General features: G+C 43.9%; 15 protein-coding genes. 9 read left to right on the forward strand and 6 right to left on the reverse strand.

Features of this window, described 5'->3' with window-relative positions:
* Positions 1–350: 350 nt before the first annotated feature.
* The 3 genes from A4G13_RS08210 to A4G13_RS08220 all read left to right on the forward strand — a co-directional run bounded on the left by A4G13_RS08210 (position 351) and on the right by A4G13_RS08220 (position 3,336).
* Positions 351–1,097, forward strand: coding sequence for an MlaA family lipoprotein (locus tag A4G13_RS08210; RefSeq protein ID WP_090655723.1), 747 nt, complete (start codon positions 351–353; stop codon positions 1,095–1,097).
* A 45-nt stretch (positions 1,098–1,142) separates the two neighbouring features.
* Positions 1,143–1,637: a YfbU family protein gene (locus A4G13_RS08215; RefSeq protein WP_090655727.1), complete on the forward strand. Its 495-nt coding sequence runs from the start codon at positions 1,143–1,145 to the stop codon at positions 1,635–1,637.
* Positions 1,638–1,704: 67 nt separating this feature from the next.
* Positions 1,705–3,336 (forward strand): tannase/feruloyl esterase family alpha/beta hydrolase, encoded by a 1,632-nt coding sequence (locus A4G13_RS08220; RefSeq protein ID WP_090655731.1) that lies wholly within the window; start codon positions 1,705–1,707, stop codon positions 3,334–3,336.
* A 104-nt stretch (positions 3,337–3,440) separates the two neighbouring features.
* Here the strand turns inward: A4G13_RS08220 and recX are convergent, their stop codons facing one another.
* Positions 3,441–3,902: a recombination regulator RecX gene (gene recX, locus A4G13_RS08225; RefSeq protein ID WP_090655737.1), complete on the reverse strand. Its 462-nt coding sequence runs from the start codon at positions 3,900–3,902 to the stop codon at positions 3,441–3,443.
* Between the two features lie 129 nt (positions 3,903–4,031).
* Positions 4,032–5,087, reverse strand: coding sequence for a recombinase RecA (recA, locus tag A4G13_RS08230; RefSeq protein ID WP_011201394.1), 1,056 nt, complete (start codon positions 5,085–5,087; stop codon positions 4,032–4,034).
* 214 nt (positions 5,088–5,301) lie between these two features.
* On the opposite strand from recA, the gene mutS reads away from it, so the two are divergent.
* Positions 5,302–7,878, forward strand: coding sequence for a DNA mismatch repair protein MutS (mutS, locus tag A4G13_RS08235; protein ID WP_090655741.1), 2,577 nt, complete (start codon positions 5,302–5,304; stop codon positions 7,876–7,878).
* A 71-nt stretch (positions 7,879–7,949) separates the two neighbouring features.
* Entirely contained in the window at positions 7,950–8,321 is a 372-nt protein-coding gene (locus A4G13_RS08240) for a PACE efflux transporter (protein WP_243739732.1), read from the forward strand.
* A 154-nt stretch (positions 8,322–8,475) separates the two neighbouring features.
* Here A4G13_RS08240 and A4G13_RS08245 read toward each other — a convergent pair whose 3' ends face one another.
* From A4G13_RS08245 to A4G13_RS08255, 3 genes are all read right to left on the reverse strand, one after another.
* Positions 8,476–10,371: a UDP-glucose:protein N-beta-glucosyltransferase gene (locus A4G13_RS08245; RefSeq protein ID WP_011201397.1), complete on the reverse strand. Its 1,896-nt coding sequence runs from the start codon at positions 10,369–10,371 to the stop codon at positions 8,476–8,478.
* A gap of 61 nt (positions 10,372–10,432) precedes the next feature.
* Positions 10,433–11,767: a 30S ribosomal protein S12 methylthiotransferase RimO gene (gene rimO / locus A4G13_RS08250; protein WP_090655744.1), complete on the reverse strand. Its 1,335-nt coding sequence runs from the start codon at positions 11,765–11,767 to the stop codon at positions 10,433–10,435.
* Positions 11,768–11,979: 212 nt separating this feature from the next.
* Positions 11,980–12,495 carry a rhodanese family protein gene (locus A4G13_RS08255; RefSeq protein WP_369596145.1) on the reverse strand — a complete coding sequence of 172 codons (516 nt, stop codon included), beginning with the start codon at positions 12,493–12,495 and terminating at the stop codon, positions 11,980–11,982.
* A gap of 252 nt (positions 12,496–12,747) precedes the next feature.
* Here A4G13_RS08255 and gyrB point away from each other — a divergent pair, with 252 nt between their 5' ends.
* The 3 genes from gyrB (at position 12,748) to A4G13_RS08270 (ending at position 16,401) form a co-directional block, all read left to right on the forward strand.
* Positions 12,748–15,183 (forward strand): DNA topoisomerase (ATP-hydrolyzing) subunit B, encoded by a 2,436-nt coding sequence (gene gyrB / locus A4G13_RS08260; RefSeq protein ID WP_090655747.1) that lies wholly within the window; start codon positions 12,748–12,750, stop codon positions 15,181–15,183.
* Between the two features lie 65 nt (positions 15,184–15,248).
* On the forward strand, positions 15,249–15,686 hold the full coding sequence (gene mioC, locus A4G13_RS08265) for an FMN-binding protein MioC (RefSeq protein WP_090655750.1): 438 nt from the start codon (positions 15,249–15,251) through the stop codon (positions 15,684–15,686).
* 88 nt (positions 15,687–15,774) lie between these two features.
* Positions 15,775–16,401, forward strand: coding sequence for a LysE/ArgO family amino acid transporter (locus A4G13_RS08270; RefSeq protein ID WP_011201403.1), 627 nt, complete (start codon positions 15,775–15,777; stop codon positions 16,399–16,401).
* A 61-nt stretch (positions 16,402–16,462) separates the two neighbouring features.
* Here A4G13_RS08270 and zapB read toward each other — a convergent pair whose 3' ends face one another.
* Complete coding sequence (zapB, locus tag A4G13_RS08275) at positions 16,463–16,681, reverse strand: cell division protein ZapB (RefSeq protein ID WP_090655753.1); 219 nt, start codon at positions 16,679–16,681, stop codon at positions 16,463–16,465.
* A gap of 196 nt (positions 16,682–16,877) precedes the next feature.
* Here zapB and glpX point away from each other — a divergent pair, with 196 nt between their 5' ends.
* Complete coding sequence (glpX, locus tag A4G13_RS08280) at positions 16,878–17,891, forward strand: class II fructose-bisphosphatase (RefSeq protein WP_090655756.1); 1,014 nt, start codon at positions 16,878–16,880, stop codon at positions 17,889–17,891.
* Positions 17,892–18,107: the final 216 nt, after the last annotated feature.

An 18,107-nucleotide genomic window follows, 5' to 3' on the forward strand; every position in this document is an offset into this window, starting at 1 on the left:
TTTTCATAAACAGACTATTATTCGGTCGAACACTTGCGAATGTTCATTAACCACGAAATTCATCGAAAAATGACCGCACTTTTTTAGAGAAATTTTGTGCGCCCGTTAATAAATCCGACGAAATCGCTGATTGTTTTTAGCTTTAGCGAGCTAAATTCTGCCTATTCTAAAGGACAATACAACGCTATTCAAGCTAAATTCGCAAACGTTTAAATGATTATTTATGCTTTTATTCTGCATAAAAATTCATTTTAAGGCAAGTTTTTTCATTCCGAACGGATTTATTTTGTAGATCATCGATAACTCATTTACAATGAAATTCAAATAGCGTTTGCTTTGAGGAAATAACGATGAAGAAAATTACTCTGATTGCCACCGCACTTTTCGCCGGTTCAATACTTACGGGTTGTGCAACCATTGACCCCGCAACGGGAGAACGTCAGGATCCGTTGGAGGGTTTCAACCGCACAATGTGGAGCTTTAACTATGACGTATTAGATCCGTATGTATTAAAACCGGCGGCAAAAGGCTGGCAGGCATTGCCGTCACCGTTGACCACAGGTTTATCCAACGTTGCGAAAAACTTAGAAGAACCCGTCAGTTTTGTGAACCGTTTATTGGAAGGCGAAGTGAAAAAAGCCTTTGTTCACTTTGACCGCTTCTTTATTAACTCCACCTTCGGCTTAGGCGGTTTAATCGACTGGGCAAGTTATAGCGACCCGTTAAAAATCGAAAGCGACCGAACCTTTGGTGATACGCTGGGCAGTTATGGCGTTGAACCCGGCGCTTATGTGATGTTGCCGGCCTACGGTGCAAGTTCGCCTCGCGAGCTCACCGGTACTGCCGTCGATACCGCTTATACCTATCCGTTCTGGCATTGGGTGGGCGGCGCCTGGTCTCTGGTACCGACCGTCGTGAAAGCGGTGGATAAACGAGCCAAAGCCATGGATAAAGAGGAATTGCTCAACCAAGCTCAGGATCCGTATATCACCTTCCGCGAAGCCTATTATCAGAATTTAGAATACCGGGCAACCGACGGCAATGTAAAAGCCAAAGACAGCGGTTTGTCTCAAGATGATTTAAACAGTATCGACTAGGTACTGTTTATCTTTTATAAACAGACCTAATATGAGGACCCCTCTATGGAAATGACATCCACACAACGTTTAATTTTAGCCAACCAGTATAAACTCATGGGCTTGCTGGATCCCGCCAATGCACAAAAATACGCCCGTCTTGAAACCATCGTTAAAGGCGGATTCTCATTAGAATTAAAAGAATTGGATAACGAGTTTTTGGCAATTTCCGAAGCTGAATGCCAAACCGTTTTAGAAACTCTTGAAATGTATCATGCGTTACAGGTTTCCTATGAAAATCTGGCGGATAAATCCGATTTAACCGCTCACCGTTTACAATTTATCGGTTACGATGCAATCCGTGAACGCAAATATTTGAATTATTTACGTTTTATTACCGGTATAGAAGGTAAATACCAAGAGTTTATGCGCTGCGCCCACGGCTGTGATTCACAAACACCGATGTGGGATAAATACAATAAAATGTTAGACGTGTGGAAAGCCTGCCCACATCAATATCATTTAAGTTTAGTTGAAATTCAAAATATTCTGAATGCTTAGAAATCAACGTTAAATCGGCCGCACTTTTAAAAAGTGCGGTTAATTTTAGGAGAATTTTGGAGAATATATGAAAAATCTGACAAAAAGCGCATTATTTATTTCCTTCGTCTGTACCAGCCCTCTCGCCCTTTCAGCTCCCGACGACAGCAAAACCGAAGCGCTACAAAAACTAGAACAGCAATGTAATGCCCTTAAAGACAGTAACATTCTGAATACTTCAATCAAATCGGTGAAATGGTTTGCCGGCGGTAATCTGCCGCCCGATGAACAGGCCAGTTTCACCGGCGCAAGCAACAGCAACATTGAAGCCGCGCCGCATTGCGTGGTAAACGGTGAAATTGAAAAACGTATTGGTGCCGACGGCAAAGAATACGCCATCGGTTTTCAGCTGCGCCTGCCCTCAAACTGGAATAATAAATTTTTATTCCAGGGCGGCGGCGGTTTGGACGGCTTTATCGCACCGGCGATCGGCTCCATTCCCGCTCACGGTTCAACGGCAACACCTGCGCTAATGAGGGGATATGCGGTTGTCAGTATGGATAGCGGACATACCGGCGCAAGAGATCCTTCTTTCGCGAAAGACCAACAGGCTCGCTTGAATTTTGCTTACGCCTCTACGGGCAAAGTCACCACCGTGGCAAAACAATTAATCGAGCAAATGTATAAAGAACAACCGAAACACAGCTATTTTATGGGCTGTTCAAACGGTGGTCGCGAAGCCATGCACGCGGCAATGCGTTATCCCCTTGAATTCGACGGCGTGGTTGCCGGCAATCCGGGATTCCGTTTATCTTACGCCGCCGTGGGCGAAGCCTGGGATAATCAACAGTTTATGAAATATGCACCGACTAATGAACAAGGTGAGAAGATCGTCGCAAACAGTTTAACTCAAGAGGATTTAGATATTGTATCTAAAGCAGTGCTGAAACGTTGCGATGCAAAAGACGGTCTGGCGGACGGCGTGATCAACGCCTGGGAAGCCTGTGATTTCAAACCGGAAATGGTGGAAAAAGAAATAGGTAAAGATAAAGTCGCATTGTTAAACGCTGTTTTTGGCGGAGCGAAAAACAGCCGTGGAGAAAATGTTTATGCTTCCTGGCCTTATGACGCCGGCATTAACAGCAAAGGTTGGCGAGCATGGAAAATAGGCGATTCACAAACTGCGGTTCCTAACGGACGTAACTTTACAATGGGCGTAGAAAGCTTAACCAATTATTTTATGATGCCGATTAGCCCTGATTTTGATCCTATGCAATTCGATTTCGATAAAGATACCCAAAAAGTGGCGCAAATTGCCGGTATGAATGACGCCGATGAAACCGAACTGACAACTTTCCAAGCGCGCGGCGGCAAGATGATTATTTTTGAAGGAGTTTCGGATCCGGTATTTTCCGCCCATGATTTGCGTGACTGGTATAACAAGCTGAATCAGGATATGAAAGATGCCAATCAATTTGCCCGTGTCTTTATGGTTCCCGGCATGACTCATTGCGGCGGCGGTCCGACTTTAGAAAATTTTGACCCCTTAACCGCATTAGAACAATGGACGGATGAAAACAAAGCGCCGGACTTTATTCTTGCAAAAGCGGGCGAAGAATTTCCGAATAAAGAAAAAGAAATGCCTTTATGCCCGTATCCACAAGTAGCAACCTATAAAGGCGGCGACAAAAATAAAGCTTCAAGCTTTGAATGTCGTTAATTCTGCAATGCGTTGATGTTGCAAAGTTTATGCTATTATAAAGACAATAAGCCGTGATAAAATCACGGCTTATTTTTTAATATCAATCTCTCACAAACACCGAATTAATAAAACTCATCTTCTGTGCCGTTGCCGATAAAATCGGCAAAGTCTTCCGCAAAAAATCCGTGAGAAAGCATATAACGCCAGATTTTTTGTTTGTTTTTTGCATCCTGCCGGATCTCGTAATCCGGAAATTTTTTTGCCAACACATTAAGCGCGATTTCCGACCAGTCAATATCACATTCCATCAGGGCTTCATCAACGGTTTCGGGCAAAATGCCTTTTAACTGCCGAAGTTCCTGCTTAATACGGTTAACACCATAACCCCGTTGAGCTCTCGCCCTTAAATAATTCTCCGTAAAACGTTTGTCACTTTGCCAGTTTTTCTGTTGCAGTTGAGCCAGCGTGTCCTCAATTTCCTGTTCGGAAAAGGCCTTTTCCTGCATTTTGCAACGAATTTCAAATTCACTGTATTCACGGCGGGACAATAAATTTACCGCATAACTGAATGCCAATGTTGTCATAATGAAATCCTTATTATTTAACAGATAAATTTGAAATCTATCGCTGTATTGAACAAAATAATCAAGTAAGACGGGAAAGAAAAATGATAGAAAAAGTGCGGTATTTTTTACCGCACTTTTGAACGAAATTTATTCGAAATCTTCTTTTTCTTCGCTATTGGTTTCGATATCGGCTAACAATGCCTGTTCCGGATTTGCCAGCAATTCGGCGCGGATTTTATTTTCCAACTCGGCGGCAACGGTAGGATTTTCCGCTAACCATTTCATGGCATTCGCTTTACCCTGACCTATTTTATCGCCGTTGTAGGCATACCACGCACCGGATTTATCAACCAGTTTGTGTTTTACCCCAAGTTCGATTAATTCGCCGTTTTTAGAGATACCTTCGCCATAAAGAATCTGGAAATCCACTTGGCGGAACGGCGGCGCTAATTTGTTTTTCACTACTTTCACACGGGTTTCATTACCGATGATTTCATCACCGTCTTTTACCGCGCCTACGCGGCGAATATCTAAACGTACGGACGAATAGAATTTCAACGCATTACCGCCGGTAGTGGTTTCCGGGTTACCGAACATAACACCAATCTTCATACGGATTTGGTTGATAAATACCACTAAACAATTGGCGTTTTTAATCTGACCGGTTAATTTACGCAAAGCCTGAGACATTAAACGGGCTTGCAAACCAACATGCGAATCGCCCATGTCACCTTCAATTTCCGCTTTCGGGGTTAAGGCGGCCACCGAGTCCACAATAATCACATCCACTGCGCCGGAACGAACCAACGCATCGCAAATTTCCAATGCCTGTTCTCCGTTATCGGGTTGAGAAACTAATAATTCTTTAACGTCAACACCTAATTTTGCGGCATAAATCGGATCTAACGCATGTTCAGCATCAATAAATGCACAAACCTTGCCTGCTTTTTGCGCCTGCGCGATAACGGACAGAGTTAATGTGGTTTTACCTGAAGATTCCGGCCCGAAAATTTCAACGACACGCCCCATTGGCAAGCCGCCGATACCAAGCGCCACATCCAAACCGATTGAGCCGGTTGAAATTGACTCTACGTCAAGCGCTTGCGTATCGCCTAATTTCATAATTGCGCCTTTACCAAATTGTTTTTCAATTTGACCTAAAGCGGCAGCCAGCGCTTTGGATTTTTCATCATTCGTTGCCATGTATAACCTCTGTCAAATAAAGTCATTCTCAAAATTTGTGGTGTATAATAACTGGTATAATATACAGTATCAAGAGAAATTTTGATCTTTTTCATGCGTTTATTAAATTTTGCGATCCTGCGCGCAAAAATAAAATAAAAGGCGGATATTCGAAATCCGCCGTGCAATTCAGTATAATAACCCGTCAAGTTAATTAACCAACTGAGTGAACGTAATGGAAAACCTCGATCAACATACGCCCATGATGCGTCAATATCTCGCCTTAAAAGCGGAAAATCCGGATATTTTGTTATTCTACCGAATGGGGGATTTTTATGAGCTTTTTTATGACGACGCAAAAAAAGCGGCGGCATTGCTGGATATTTCCCTGACCAAACGAGGTCAGTCCGCCGGACAGCCGATCCCTATGGCGGGTGTGCCTTATCATGCGGTGGAAGGTTATCTCGCTAAGCTGGTCCAGTTGGGCGAATCGGTGGCTATTTGCGAACAAATCGGCGATCCGGCGCTCAGTAAGGGTCCGGTAGAACGCAAAATCGTTCGAATTGTTACGCCCGGTACCGTCAGTGATGAAAATCTGCTGCCGGAACGACAAGACAACTTAATCGTCGCCGTTTATCAGGAAAAAGATAAATTCGGGCTGGCGACCTTAGATATGGCCTCCGGCCGCTTCCAAATCAGCGAGCCTGAAAGCGCGGAGAGCCTGAAAGCCGAATTACAGCGCCTTGCGCCCGCCGAATTGCTCTACTGCGAAGACTTTGCGGATATGCAACTTATTGAACATTACAAAGGCTTACGCCGGCGCCCGATTTGGGAATTCGAATTAGGTACGGCGGTACAGTTGCTTAACCGTCAGTTCGGCACAAAAGATTTACGCGGTTTCGGGGTTGAAAAAGCGATTTTAGGCTTGTGCGCGGCAGGTTGTTTACTACAATATGCGAAAGAAACCCAGCGCACCGCATTGCCTCATATTCAGAGCATTACATTAATTCAGAATAACGAAAATATTCAGCTGGATGCGGCAACCCGACGTAATCTGGAATTGACTCAAAATCTGGCCGGCGGTACGGAAAACACATTGGCATCCGTGCTTGATAAATGCGTTACCCCCATGGGCAGCCGCTTGTTGAAACGCTGGATTCATCAGCCTATCCGCCATATACAGAAATTACGGCAACGCCAGCAAATCATTAGCGAAATTATCCAATTGGATTTAATCGGCGAGCTGCAACCTTACTTGCAGCAAGTCGGCGATATGGAACGTATTCTCGCCCGCGTAGCGTTACGTACGGCCCGCCCCCGCGATTTAACCCGTTTACGTACGGCGCTGGAACAAATTCCGGCAATTAAAGACATTCTCAAAAATTCGCCAAAATTTACCGCACTTTTGCAGCAAATCGGCGATTTTGACGAACTTTTTGCATTATTGCAGCAGGCGATTATCGACAATCCGCCGTTACTCATCCGTGACGGCGGCGTAATTGCCGAAGGTTATAATGCGGAGTTGGACGAATGGCGGGCGCTGTCTGACGGCGCCACTAAATATTTAGAAGATTTGGAAATCCGCGAACGCGAATCCACCGGTATTGATACGCTGAAAGTCGGTTTTAATGCCGTACACGGTTATTATATTCAAATCAGCCAGGGGCAGGCTCATAAAGCGCCGATTCATTACGTTCGGCGGCAAACCTTAAAAAACGCGGAACGTTTTATTATTCCCGAATTAAAAACCTATGAAGATAAAGTATTAAAGGCAAAAGGCGCTTCGCTTGCTCTGGAAAAACAACTCTATGACGCACTTTTCGACCGATTGTTACCGCACTTGGGCGCATTACAACTGGCGAGTTTGACCTTATCGGCACTAGACGTATTAACGAATCTGGCGGAACGGGCGGAAACCCTGAATTATGTTGCGCCGGATTTCAGCGATGAAATCGGGGTTAAAATCGAAAACGGTCGTCATCCTGTTGTAGAGCAAGTGTTAAAAGAACCCTTTATTGCCAATCCGGTAGATTTAAATCAGCAGCGCCATTTATTGATTATTACCGGTCCGAATATGGGCGGTAAGAGCACCTATATGCGGCAAACCGCTCTCATTACGTTAATGGCCTATATCGGCAGTTTCGTGCCGGCGGAAAGCGCTTTGATAGGCCCTATTGATCGCATATTCACCCGTATCGGCGCCTCCGACGATTTGGCTTCGGGCCGCTCAACCTTTATGGTGGAAATGACGGAGATGGCAAATATTCTGCACCAGGCCGGCGCAAACAGTTTAGTGTTAATTGATGAAATCGGGCGGGGAACTTCAACCTATGACGGTTTGTCGCTCGCCTGGGCCTGTGCGGAATGGTTAGCCAAAAAACTGCGTTCTTTAACTTTGTTCGCCACCCATTATTTCGAATTAACCGTGTTACCGGAGCAACTTGCGGGGACCGCAAACGTGCATTTAGACGCTTTGGAGCACGGTGACAGCATTGCTTTTATGCACGCCGTACAAGACGGAGCGGCTAGCAAAAGCTACGGTTTGGCGGTTGCCGCACTGGCAGGTGTACCAAAAAATGTAGTAAAACTGGCAAAACAGAAATTAGCGAATTTAGAAAAATTATCGCAGCAAAGTGCGGATCAAAAATTACAGGATTTGCGCGCCATAAACCAAAATCAGGGCGAACTGAATCTGATGGAAGAAGAAGACGGCAAAAATGCCGCCCTTGAAATGCTGGCTCAGCTTGACCCCGACGATCTCAGTCCGAAACAGGCGCTGGCTTATTTGTATCAGTTGAAAAAATTACTCTGATTTGCACCGCACTTTTAAAAGTGTGGTCTTTTTTTCCGGATTTTTAATCCGTTATTTTGTTTGCAAGCTATATGATGACCGTTAAAGAACGCTTATTTCATGCCGTTTTGTTTGAAGCCGGCGCAATTATCCTTTCCGTTTTATTTATTTGGCTGACTACCGGCAAATCGGGAATGGTCGAATCCGCCTCTATGATTCTGATTTCCTTTATCGCCATGGTTTGGAATATGATTTTTAACTGGATTTTTGATAAATTTTTCACCTTTCCAAAGCAATACCGCACGGCAAAATTACGTTTATTTCATACCATCGCATTTGAAACGGGCTTATTAATTTTTACCATTCCCGTTATCGCTTATTTTTTAGCGGTGGATTGGTTTACCGCCTTTTTGATGGATGTCGGGATTTCCATCACAATTATGCTGTACGGCTATTTTTTTTAACCGGGGTTACGATCATCTGCGGGCGACGCTAATAAACAAGCGCTGACAAGGCGTAAACAAAAAATAAGGCTTGTAACGTTACTGCTACAAGCCTTAATTAAGAAATATTGAAATCACAAAAAACGAGATTTTTCTACCGCACTTTTCCCGTTATTTATTCGGCGATCTCAAGTTGTACCTGATTTTCGCTTGCCCATTCTTTTAACTTCGCCAGTAAGACAGTGCCCATTGGTCGCGGATCACCGGTAAACAGCGTTTTCAGACCGTTATTTTCAATAATATGACGACGTAATGCTAAACGCTCCCGATGATTTTCCGCCAAACGAATCGCCCGCTCAACATATTCGTCGACCGTATTGGCGATCAGCCATTCCGGCAGCCCAAGACGTTTGAACAGCCCTTCATCGATATGTTCGTGCACTTCAGGTCCGGTTTTACACACGCCCACCAGCCCCAGAGTAACCATATCGATAATGCCGTTGGTATTGCCGAACGGGAACGGGTTTACCATCATATCGCAGCCACGTAAGATTTCGAGATATTGGTGGTATGGCGAATGCGGATGCGCCGTGGCCGAATCACCGAGATAAGTTTTAACAAAACGTTCCACGTAAGGATGCGTAATTCCTTGCGATTGACCTAAAGCAAAATGAAAATGCACTTTAACTTTAGCCCGGTCACGAATGGCTTTTAACGCTTCTAAGAAATAAGGATTTAGCTTCATAGTGGTCGAAGCAATGCCTATATTGACCACGTCCGGGTTTTCACGCAGATTATAATCGACTTTTTCCGGCGCCAATGCGGAAGGCACATAAGGCAGGGCGTCTTTCGGCAAACGCAACAATTTCTCGCTGAAACATTGCTCCGAACCCACGTAATCGTCTTCCACAATCACATAGTCAATAAACGGAGAATGGGTTGTCGCCGGATGTCCTAAAGCGATAACCTGAATCGGCGCATAACGTATATTGCTGGCAAAAATAGGTAATAAATCCATGCCGATACTCGGCATATAGAATACCGCCGCACCGTTTTCTTCACAAAGATTGCGCAAAAAGGCTAATTTCTCAATCAGATTATTGCCGGCGACCTCATGAAATTCATCAAATACCTCGCGACCTTTTTGATCCACGGATTCATTACCCAAGCCGATTAAATAAAAATGTTCGCGGGCGGCAATCATTGATGTGGAATGAGTCCGATAAATCGAATGGGCGGCATGGAAATGTTCAAGCAATACCACCATAACCGGCTTGCCGTTACGATAACCCAATTTTTTCACATCGCGATCCTGCAAACCTGCTTCTAAAACATGGCGGCGAATCACTTGGTTTAGGGCGTTTTTCACCCAATGTTTATTTTCCGCCACATCATAACTGCAATGCATATACACATCATGAGTAATACTGCTCGGTACATTATTTAAATTCGGCAGCTGCGCCAATTTTTCCGGCAGCCATTGCAAAATTAACGCCCGTTTGGAAAAGGCCGTTGCGGTACCGATAAAACGCGGCGATTGCAGAGCAAAACAAAGGGAAACGCAGATATTCGCATCTACATTCCATAATGTATCCAAATTAATATTCAGATTGGATTCAGGAAAATAGAGAATACAGAATTTTAATAATGCCGATCTGTTGGCTTCTAAATGAACTTCCGACGAAATACGGTCAGGATTTTGGTTATACACCTGTAATACGTGATCCGCATTGATATAAGGAGAACTGGCGAAGATTAACGACATCCAGCGTTGAAATAAAAAGAAACGCTGCGCACCGGATTCAGAAATATTTAACTCTTTGTCGCTGAACAAAGTTGTAATTGCCGTTGCCATGCGGGTACAAAAATAAACTATTTTATCCTGCTGTAAATTCGCCTCCGCCAACTGTTTTGGCATTTGGAATTCAATATCATTGATGTTGCCAAAATTGCTGTCCAGTTTGCCCAGAATACTTAGCAGTTCCGTACAAGCCGATTCGTAGGATTTATCCGCCACCGCTTGTTCAAAACGCTCAACACTAGGATTTACTTGAGTTTTATTTTCCGACATAACTTCTCCCTAAATTCAAATTAAGGCTTGTTACCCCAAGAATAACAAGCCCCACCGTTTTTTAACAAGTTCCCCACAGATCGTATTCGTCCGCATTGGTAATAGCGACCTGAATAATATCCCCGATTTTCACCGCGCTTTCACTCAGATTATCAACATAAACCACGCCGTCAATTTCCGGCGCATCCGCCATTGAACGGCCGATAATACCGTCTTCGTCAATATCATCAATAATAACCGGCAATGTTTTTCCGATTTTTTGCTGTAAACGTTGCGCGGAGATTTGTTGCTGCAGCTCCATAAAACGTTGGAAACGCTGTTCTTTTACCTCTTCCGGCACCTGATCCGCCATATCGGTGGCAACCGCGCCTTCCACCGGGCTGAATTTAAAACAGCCCACGCGGTCTAACTGCGCTTCTTGTAAGAAGTCTAACAACATTTGGAAATCTTCTTCCGTTTCGCCCGGGAAGCCTACGATAAAGGTTGAACGCAGAGTTAATTCGGGGCAAATTTCACGCCATTTTTTAATACGTTCCAACACACGCTCTACCGAACCGGGGCGCTTCATCGCTTTTAATACTTTCGGGCTGGCGTGTTGAAGCGGAATATCCAGATAAGGCAGAATTTTACCTTCCGCCATTAAGGGAATCAGATCGTCCACATGCGGATAAGGATAAACGTAATGCAAGCGAATCCAGGCACCTAGCGTACCTAATTGTCGACACAAGGTGATTAAATTATTTTTGATCGGCGCACCGTTCCAGAAAACGGTTTTATTCTGATTTTCTTTGCTTTGATCCAGCGCGTATGCGGAAGTATCCTGCGACACCACCAACAATTCTTTCACACCCGAATCCACCAGGCGTTTCGCTTCGTCTAACACTTGAGTAATCGGACGACTATCCAAATCGCCGCGCAAGGAAGGAATAATACAGAATGTACACTTGTGATCGCAACCTTCCGAAATTTTTAAATAGGCATAATGTTTCGGCGTTAATTTCACCCCTTGCGCAGGCACCAAACTGGTGTATGGGTTGCGTTCGGGTCGCGGCACGTATTTATGCACGTGTTCCATCACCGCTTCATAACTATGAGGACCGGTGATTTCCAAAACTTTCGGATGCACCTCACGAATTTGGTTTTCTTTTGCCCCTAAACAGCCCGTCACTATCACTTTACCGTTTTCTTCCAGCGCTTCACCGATCGCTTCTAAAGATTCTTGTACCGCACTGTCAATAAAACCGCAGGTATTGACAATAACTAAATCCGCATTTTCATAAGTCGGAATAATGTTGTAACCGTCGGTACGTAACTCGGTCAAAATACGTTCGGAATCCACTAGATTTTTAGGACAGCCTAAACTCACAAAACCAATATTCGGTGCTGAATAACTCATAAAATATCTCACAATAACGGAAGTAAAGAGGCTGCTCTTTTATTCAATGAGCAGCCTATAAGAAAAAGTTGCTCATTGTACAAAAATTATCAACGAAAGGCGAGCGGTTGAAATAAAATCTCTGTAAAGATCTGTCAGGGCTTCGGCACTTTAAATGATTTAACCGAGTAACATAAATAATCTAATAATTGTGCCGATAATACCTGCGGACTCTATTTATTCCACGGGCATTTCGATAACAATACCGCCATACCGCAAAAACCCGAGACGCCGGCAAAAATCAATCCGGCACCGACAAATCCGCTTAATAAAAAACACCAAGGGGAAACCGAGTAACCCAAAATAACCCCCAATAACACCAAACTTCCTGCGGCAATTTGTACCTGACGCATTAAAGGAAGAGGTTGCGCTTTATTCACGACCGTGGCAAAACCCGCTTTTTTCCAGGCATTTAAACCGCCGTCTAAAATATACACCTCCGCTGCGGCGGCAGAGGCTTTCGCTAATAACGCCATATTCGCCTGAGTACGCATACCGGATTGGCAATGAAAAATCACACAAGGCGAGTTGTTGCAGATTTCCGGTTTTAAACCGGTTAAAGGTTGGGAAACCGCCTGTTCAATACATTCATGCGAGTATTCATCGGCATCACGAATATCAATTAATAACGCGCCTTGAGCAAGTTTCTCTTGTAATTGCCGAGCGGTGATTTTGGTTATGTTCATCATAAATTCCTTTATCATCAAAATAATAGATAAATAACTAACAACTGGAAACACTATAATAGATTTTTTCCGAATCGGATTAAAGATACTTCAAATAATAAAACCCTAGAATCTCTTCAAACTTTAATTCATAACCGCAAAGCAGTAATTATTTATGATTGGCTCCAATATCCTTATCGCTATTAAAACGTGCTATTCAGCCAATAATTTGCTATAATTCGAACAATTTTTTCATGAATAAAACAGAGAAATACTATGTCAGAAAATACACAAGAAAATTATGGCGCAAGTAGCATTAAAGTCTTAAAGGGATTAGATGCGGTACGTAAACGTCCGGGTATGTACATTGGTGATACGGATGACGGCACGGGCTTGCACCATATGGTGTTTGAGGTTGTGGATAACGCCATTGATGAAGCGTTAGCGGGGTATTGTAAAGACATTATCGTCACTATTCACGAAGATAATTCGGTATCCGTACAAGATGACGGCCGTGGTATTCCTGTCGATATTCATCCGGAAGAAGGCGTTTCGGCGGCACAGGTTATTATGACCGTATTACATGCCGGCGGTAAATTCGACGATAACTCTTATAAAGTATCGGGCGGTTTGCACGGCGTGGGCGTATCCGTCGTTAATGCGCTTTCCGATAAATTACAGTTAACCATTCGTCGTCAAGGGCACGTTTACGAACAATTCTATAGCCTTGGCGAACCGAATGAACAATTAAAAAATATCGGTGAAACCGATAAAACAGGGACAACCGTTCGTTTTTGGCCAAGTCCGACAATCTTCTCTAACACCGTTTTTGAGTATGAAATATTAAAAAAACGTTTACGTGAACTGTCATTCTTAAATTCGGGCGTTTCAATTAAATTATTTGATGAACGAGACGGCGCAAACGACCACTTCCATTACGAAGGCGGTATTCAGGCGTTTGTAGAATATTTGAATCAGAACAAAACGACCATTCATCCGAAACCCTTTTATTTTTCTATTGAAAAAGAAGGGATCGGCGTTGAAGTCGCATTGCAATGGAATGACGGTTATAACGAAAACATTTACTGCTTTACCAATAATATTCCGCAGCGCGACGGCGGTACCCATTTGGCCGGTTTCAGGGGCGCGTTAACCCGTACTTTAAACAGCTACATGGATAAAGCGGGTTTAAACAAAAAAGGCAAAAACGATAAAGATAAAGTCGAAACCTCCGGAGATGACGCTCGTGAGGGTTTAGTCGCGGTAATTTCCGTTAAAGTGCCTGACCCGAAATTCTCGTCACAAACAAAAGACAAACTGGTTTCATCCGAAGTAAAAGGTGCGGTGGAATCGGCGATGAACGAACGCCTGCAGGAATATCTGGAAGAAAATCCGAACGACGCCAAAATCATTGCCACCAAAATCGTTGACGCGGCGCGTGCCCGAGAAGCGGCGCGCAAAGCACGCGAAATGACCCGCCGTAAAGGTGCGTTGGATATCGCGGGGTTGCCGGGTAAACTGGCAGACTGTCAGGAACGTGATCCGGCATTTTCCGAATTATACTTAGTGGAAGGGGACTCCGCGGGCGGTTCTGCCAAACAGGGCCGCAACCGTAAAAACCAGGCAATTTTGCCGTTAAAAGGGAAAATCCTAAATGTGGAAAAAGCGCGTTTCGACAAAATGCTTTCCTCTCAAGAAGTCGGTACCTTAATTACCGCGCTTGGTTGCGGGATCGGTCGCGACGAATATAACCCGGATAAAATGCGCTATCACAAAGTGATTATCATGACCGATGCGGATGTGGACGGTTCACATATCCGCACCCTTTTATTAACCTTCTTCTATCGCCAAATGCCGGAAATCATTGAGCGAGGATATGTGTATATTGCGCAGCCGCCGCTGTATAAAGTGAAAAAAGGCAAACAGGAGCAATATATCAAAGACGAGCCGGCAATGACTCAATACGAATTGGCGATTGCCCTGGAAGACGCGGCGCTTTACGTAAATGCGAATGCGCCGGCAATGACAGGCTTGCCGTTGGAAAAACTGGTGGCGGATTATAATAACACGCATCAAATGATCGAACGTTTACACCGTCGTTATCCTGAAGCCCTGTTAAAAGAATTAATTTATTATCCGCAATTGACCACAGAGTTAATGAAAGATACGGGCGCAACGGAAGAATGGACAAAAAATTTAATTGCCGTCTTAACGGAAAAAGATACGCAAGGCAATAGCTATTCGTTCCGGCTTCAATATGATACGGAACGCCAGGTCAACGATATTATTTTAACGGTTCGCACCCACGGCGTGGATACCAATTATACGTTGAATTATCAATTCGCAACAGGCAATGAATACGCCCGTATCGTCAATCTGGGTAATCAATTAAAAGGCCTATTGGAAGACGGCGCATACGTTACCCGAGGCAACGGTAAACTTGAAATAAGCTCCTTTGAACAGGCGATCGAATGGTTTGTGAAAGAATCCCGTAAAGGGTTAACTGTTCAGCGTTATAAAGGGTTAGGCGAAATGAATCCGGAACAACTTTGGGAAACCACTATGGATCCGGATGCCCGTCATATGCTGAAAGTAACCATTAAAGACGCGGTGGCGGCAGACCAGCTCTTCACCACCTTAATGGGTGACGAAGTCGAGCCTCGTCGCGATTTCATCGAAAGCAATGCGTTACGCGCAAATTTAGATATTTAATTATTAAGTTATAACCGGGGCGTACAGCGTACGCCCTTTTTTATACATCAGTTTGAGAAAACGTTATGGAAAAATCAATCGCTATTATCACGGGCAGTACCCTTGGCGGTGCGGAATATGTGGCGGATCATTTAGCAGAATTATTAGAAAATCGGGGATTTTCCGTACAGGTTGAGAATAATGCGGCATTCGCCGATGTAGCGGAACAAAATTTGTGGCTGATTGTAACCTCAACTCACGGCGCGGGCGATTTGCCGGACAACTTAAAACCGTTCATTCGGCAAATTAACACTGAAGATTTAACCCAAGTGCGGTTCGCTGTGGTGGGTTTAGGCAATTCCGATTACGATACCTTCTGCCATGCGGTGGATAAAGTGGAAAACGCACTCACCGCGCAAGGCGCCGCACGGCTTTGCGATTCCCTGCGGATTGACGTATTAACGACGGATGATCACGAGCAATGCGCGGAAAACTGGCTGCCGAATTTCGTTGCGGCGTTATAATTTTGATGAAAAGTGCGGTCAAAAAAACAAAATTTTTTAATTTAGCCTGCCAACATCAGTTATTAAATTATATTTTCGGAGCAATAGAATGGAAACCTTTATCCACGGCTTTTTAGTTTGCGGCGGCTTAATTATTGCCATTGGCGCGCAAAATGCCTTTGTATTAAAACAGGGATTACTAAAAAATCATATTTTAGCCGTGATTCTCACCTGTTTTATCTGCGATATCGTATTGATTTCTCTTGGTGTTTTAGGCTTAGGCAGTTTAATCAGCGAAAGTCGGGAGGCAACGGTGGCGCTGGGCATTGTCGGCGCCTTATTTTTAACGGTTTACGGCGCAAGAGCGTTTCGCTCGGCTTACTTAGGCAATTCCAGCTTAGAAATACAAAGCCAACGTCAAGATAATACATCGTCCGCCTGGAAGGCGGTACTGGCTACCCTTGCCATCACCTTACTGAATCCGCATGTTTATTTGGATTGCTTTGCAATTATCGGCGGTATCGCAGGTACATTGACACCGGATCAGAAAATCCTGTTTTTATGCGGCGCACTTTGCACGTCATTTTTATGGTTTTTCAGTTTAGGCTACGGCGCCAGACTGCTCATTCCATTATTCAAACGCCCGATTACCTGGCGCATTTTAGATTTTGTAATCGGAAGTGTGATGTGGTTAATCGCCTTCGGTTTAGCCAAATACGCCTATCAATTGGCTTAATGAATATCCATAAAAAAGCTGAACCTTTGGGATTCAGCTTTTATTTTCTTAAAAATTGCAATTAAACGTTGTCAATCTGACCTAATAATGAACGCAAACGTTCCTGCCAGTTGTTATGTTCGCCTTTAAGCTGTTCGTTTTCACTACGTAATTCGTCATTCGCTTGTTGCGCTTGTTGATTTTTTTCTTTTAACTCTTCCACTTCTAATTGAAGTAATTGAATAGTTTCAACCGCTTGCTTAATTTTATCTTCTAGTTGGTCTAAAATTTCTAAAGACATGAAAAATTCCTCTTCTGAATATTGTATAAAATATGACGTTATTCTACCTTAGAATCGCCTTGAGATTAAAGGGTGAAATAAAAATTTCCTGTATATTTGTTCAATTTTTACAAGTATTCAGACAATTTTATATCGCAATCGTTTGCCGAATGCTAAAATAAATAGCAATTTCGTTAATTAATAAAGGATTAAACAGATGAACAGATCATTATCCATTGAGTTTTCAAGAGTAACTGAAGCGGCGGCAATTTCCGCTCACAGTTGGATTGGTCGCGGCGATAAAAACGCGGCGGATGAAGCAGCGGTAAAAGCCATGCGTTATATGTTGAATCGTATTCATATGGACGGCGAAATTGTGATTGGCGAAGGTGAAATTGACGATGCGCCAATGCTCTATATCGGTGAAAAAGTAGGTTCCAGCATGGGCGAACAAGTATCTATCGCGGTAGATCCCATTGACGGCACCAGAATGACCGCCATGGGGCAATCCGGTGCATTGGCGGTACTTGCCGCCGGCGGAAAAAATACCTTTTTAAAAGCGCCGGATATGTATATGGAAAAATTAGTGGTTTCCGCCGAAGCAAAAGGCATGATTGATTTAAATTTACCTATCGAACAAAATCTGCGTCGGGTAGCATCAAGAAAAGGGAAACTGATGTCGGAACTGGTCGTCATGGTGCTGGCAAAACCCCGTCATAATGAAATTATTAAACAAATTCAATCACTTGGAGCAAAAGTATTAGCTATTCCGGACGGTGATGTCGCTGCTTCCGTGCAAGTGTGCCTGCCGGATGCGGAAGCGGACGTGCTGTACGGTATCGGCGGTGCGCCCGAAGGTGTGATTACTGCAGCGGCGGTACGGGCCTTAGGCGGAGATATGCAGGCGCGCTTATTACCTCGTAATGAGGTGAAAGACGATACGCCGGAAAATCAACAAATCGCACAAGAAGAAATGCGCCGTTGTCAGGAAATGGGCGTGGCGGTGAACCAGGTTTTATCATTAAACGAACTGGCTCATGATGATAATTTGGTGTTCGTAGCAACGGGCATTACAAACGGCGATTTATTAAAAGGCATCCAGATTAAAGGCAACTTCGCAACAACGGAAACCCTGATGATTCGGGGACAATCTCACACTATCCGTCGCATTCAATCCATGCACTATTTAGACGGCAAAGACCCGGATTTATATAAATCCATCGCTTTATAATTTACCCTGATCATTTCCGAATTGGAAATATCTTAAAAAGTGCGGTAAAAATTCCCGAAATTTTACCGCACTTTTACCTGACTTATAGGCAACTCTCGCTTAATCGCCTTATAAAAGATTACGACCTCATTATCCGGCTATCCGAAAAACGGCGACAAATATTAATCGGCTCTTGGCGGAAAAAGTAAAACAACGAAAGCCTAAAGTGCGGTAAAA

It is taken from the genome of Basfia succiniciproducens, assembly GCF_011455875.1.
In the GTDB taxonomy this organism is placed as follows: Bacteria; Pseudomonadota; Gammaproteobacteria; order Enterobacterales; family Pasteurellaceae; genus Basfia; species Basfia succiniciproducens.

Bases quoted from the DNA above. Each gene is read 5' to 3' on its own strand.
- A4G13_RS08210 (WP_090655723.1), top strand. From the start codon at position 351: ATGAAGAAAATTACTCTGATTGCCACCGCACTTTTCGCCGGTTCAATA.
- A4G13_RS08215 (WP_090655727.1), top strand. From the start codon at position 1,143: ATGGAAATGACATCCACACAACGTTTAATTTTAGCCAACCAGTATAAA.
- A4G13_RS08220 (WP_090655731.1), top strand. From the start codon at position 1,705: ATGAAAAATCTGACAAAAAGCGCATTATTTATTTCCTTCGTCTGTACC.
- recX (WP_090655737.1), bottom strand. From the start codon at position 3,902: ATGACAACATTGGCATTCAGTTATGCGGTAAATTTATTGTCCCGCCGT.
- recA (WP_011201394.1), bottom strand. From the start codon at position 5,087: ATGGCAACGAATGATGAAAAATCCAAAGCGCTGGCTGCCGCTTTAGGT.
- mutS (WP_090655741.1), top strand. From the start codon at position 5,302: ATGGAAAACCTCGATCAACATACGCCCATGATGCGTCAATATCTCGCC.
- A4G13_RS08240 (WP_243739732.1), top strand. From the start codon at position 7,950: ATGATGACCGTTAAAGAACGCTTATTTCATGCCGTTTTGTTTGAAGCC.
- A4G13_RS08245 (WP_011201397.1), bottom strand. From the start codon at position 10,371: ATGTCGGAAAATAAAACTCAAGTAAATCCTAGTGTTGAGCGTTTTGAA.
- rimO (WP_090655744.1), bottom strand. From the start codon at position 11,767: ATGAGTTATTCAGCACCGAATATTGGTTTTGTGAGTTTAGGCTGTCCT.
- A4G13_RS08255 (WP_369596145.1), bottom strand. From the start codon at position 12,495: ATGATGAACATAACCAAAATCACCGCTCGGCAATTACAAGAGAAACTT.
- gyrB (WP_090655747.1), top strand. From the start codon at position 12,748: ATGTCAGAAAATACACAAGAAAATTATGGCGCAAGTAGCATTAAAGTC.
- mioC (WP_090655750.1), top strand. From the start codon at position 15,249: ATGGAAAAATCAATCGCTATTATCACGGGCAGTACCCTTGGCGGTGCG.
- A4G13_RS08270 (WP_011201403.1), top strand. From the start codon at position 15,775: ATGGAAACCTTTATCCACGGCTTTTTAGTTTGCGGCGGCTTAATTATT.
- zapB (WP_090655753.1), bottom strand. From the start codon at position 16,681: ATGTCTTTAGAAATTTTAGACCAACTAGAAGATAAAATTAAGCAAGCG.
- glpX (WP_090655756.1), top strand. From the start codon at position 16,878: ATGAACAGATCATTATCCATTGAGTTTTCAAGAGTAACTGAAGCGGCG.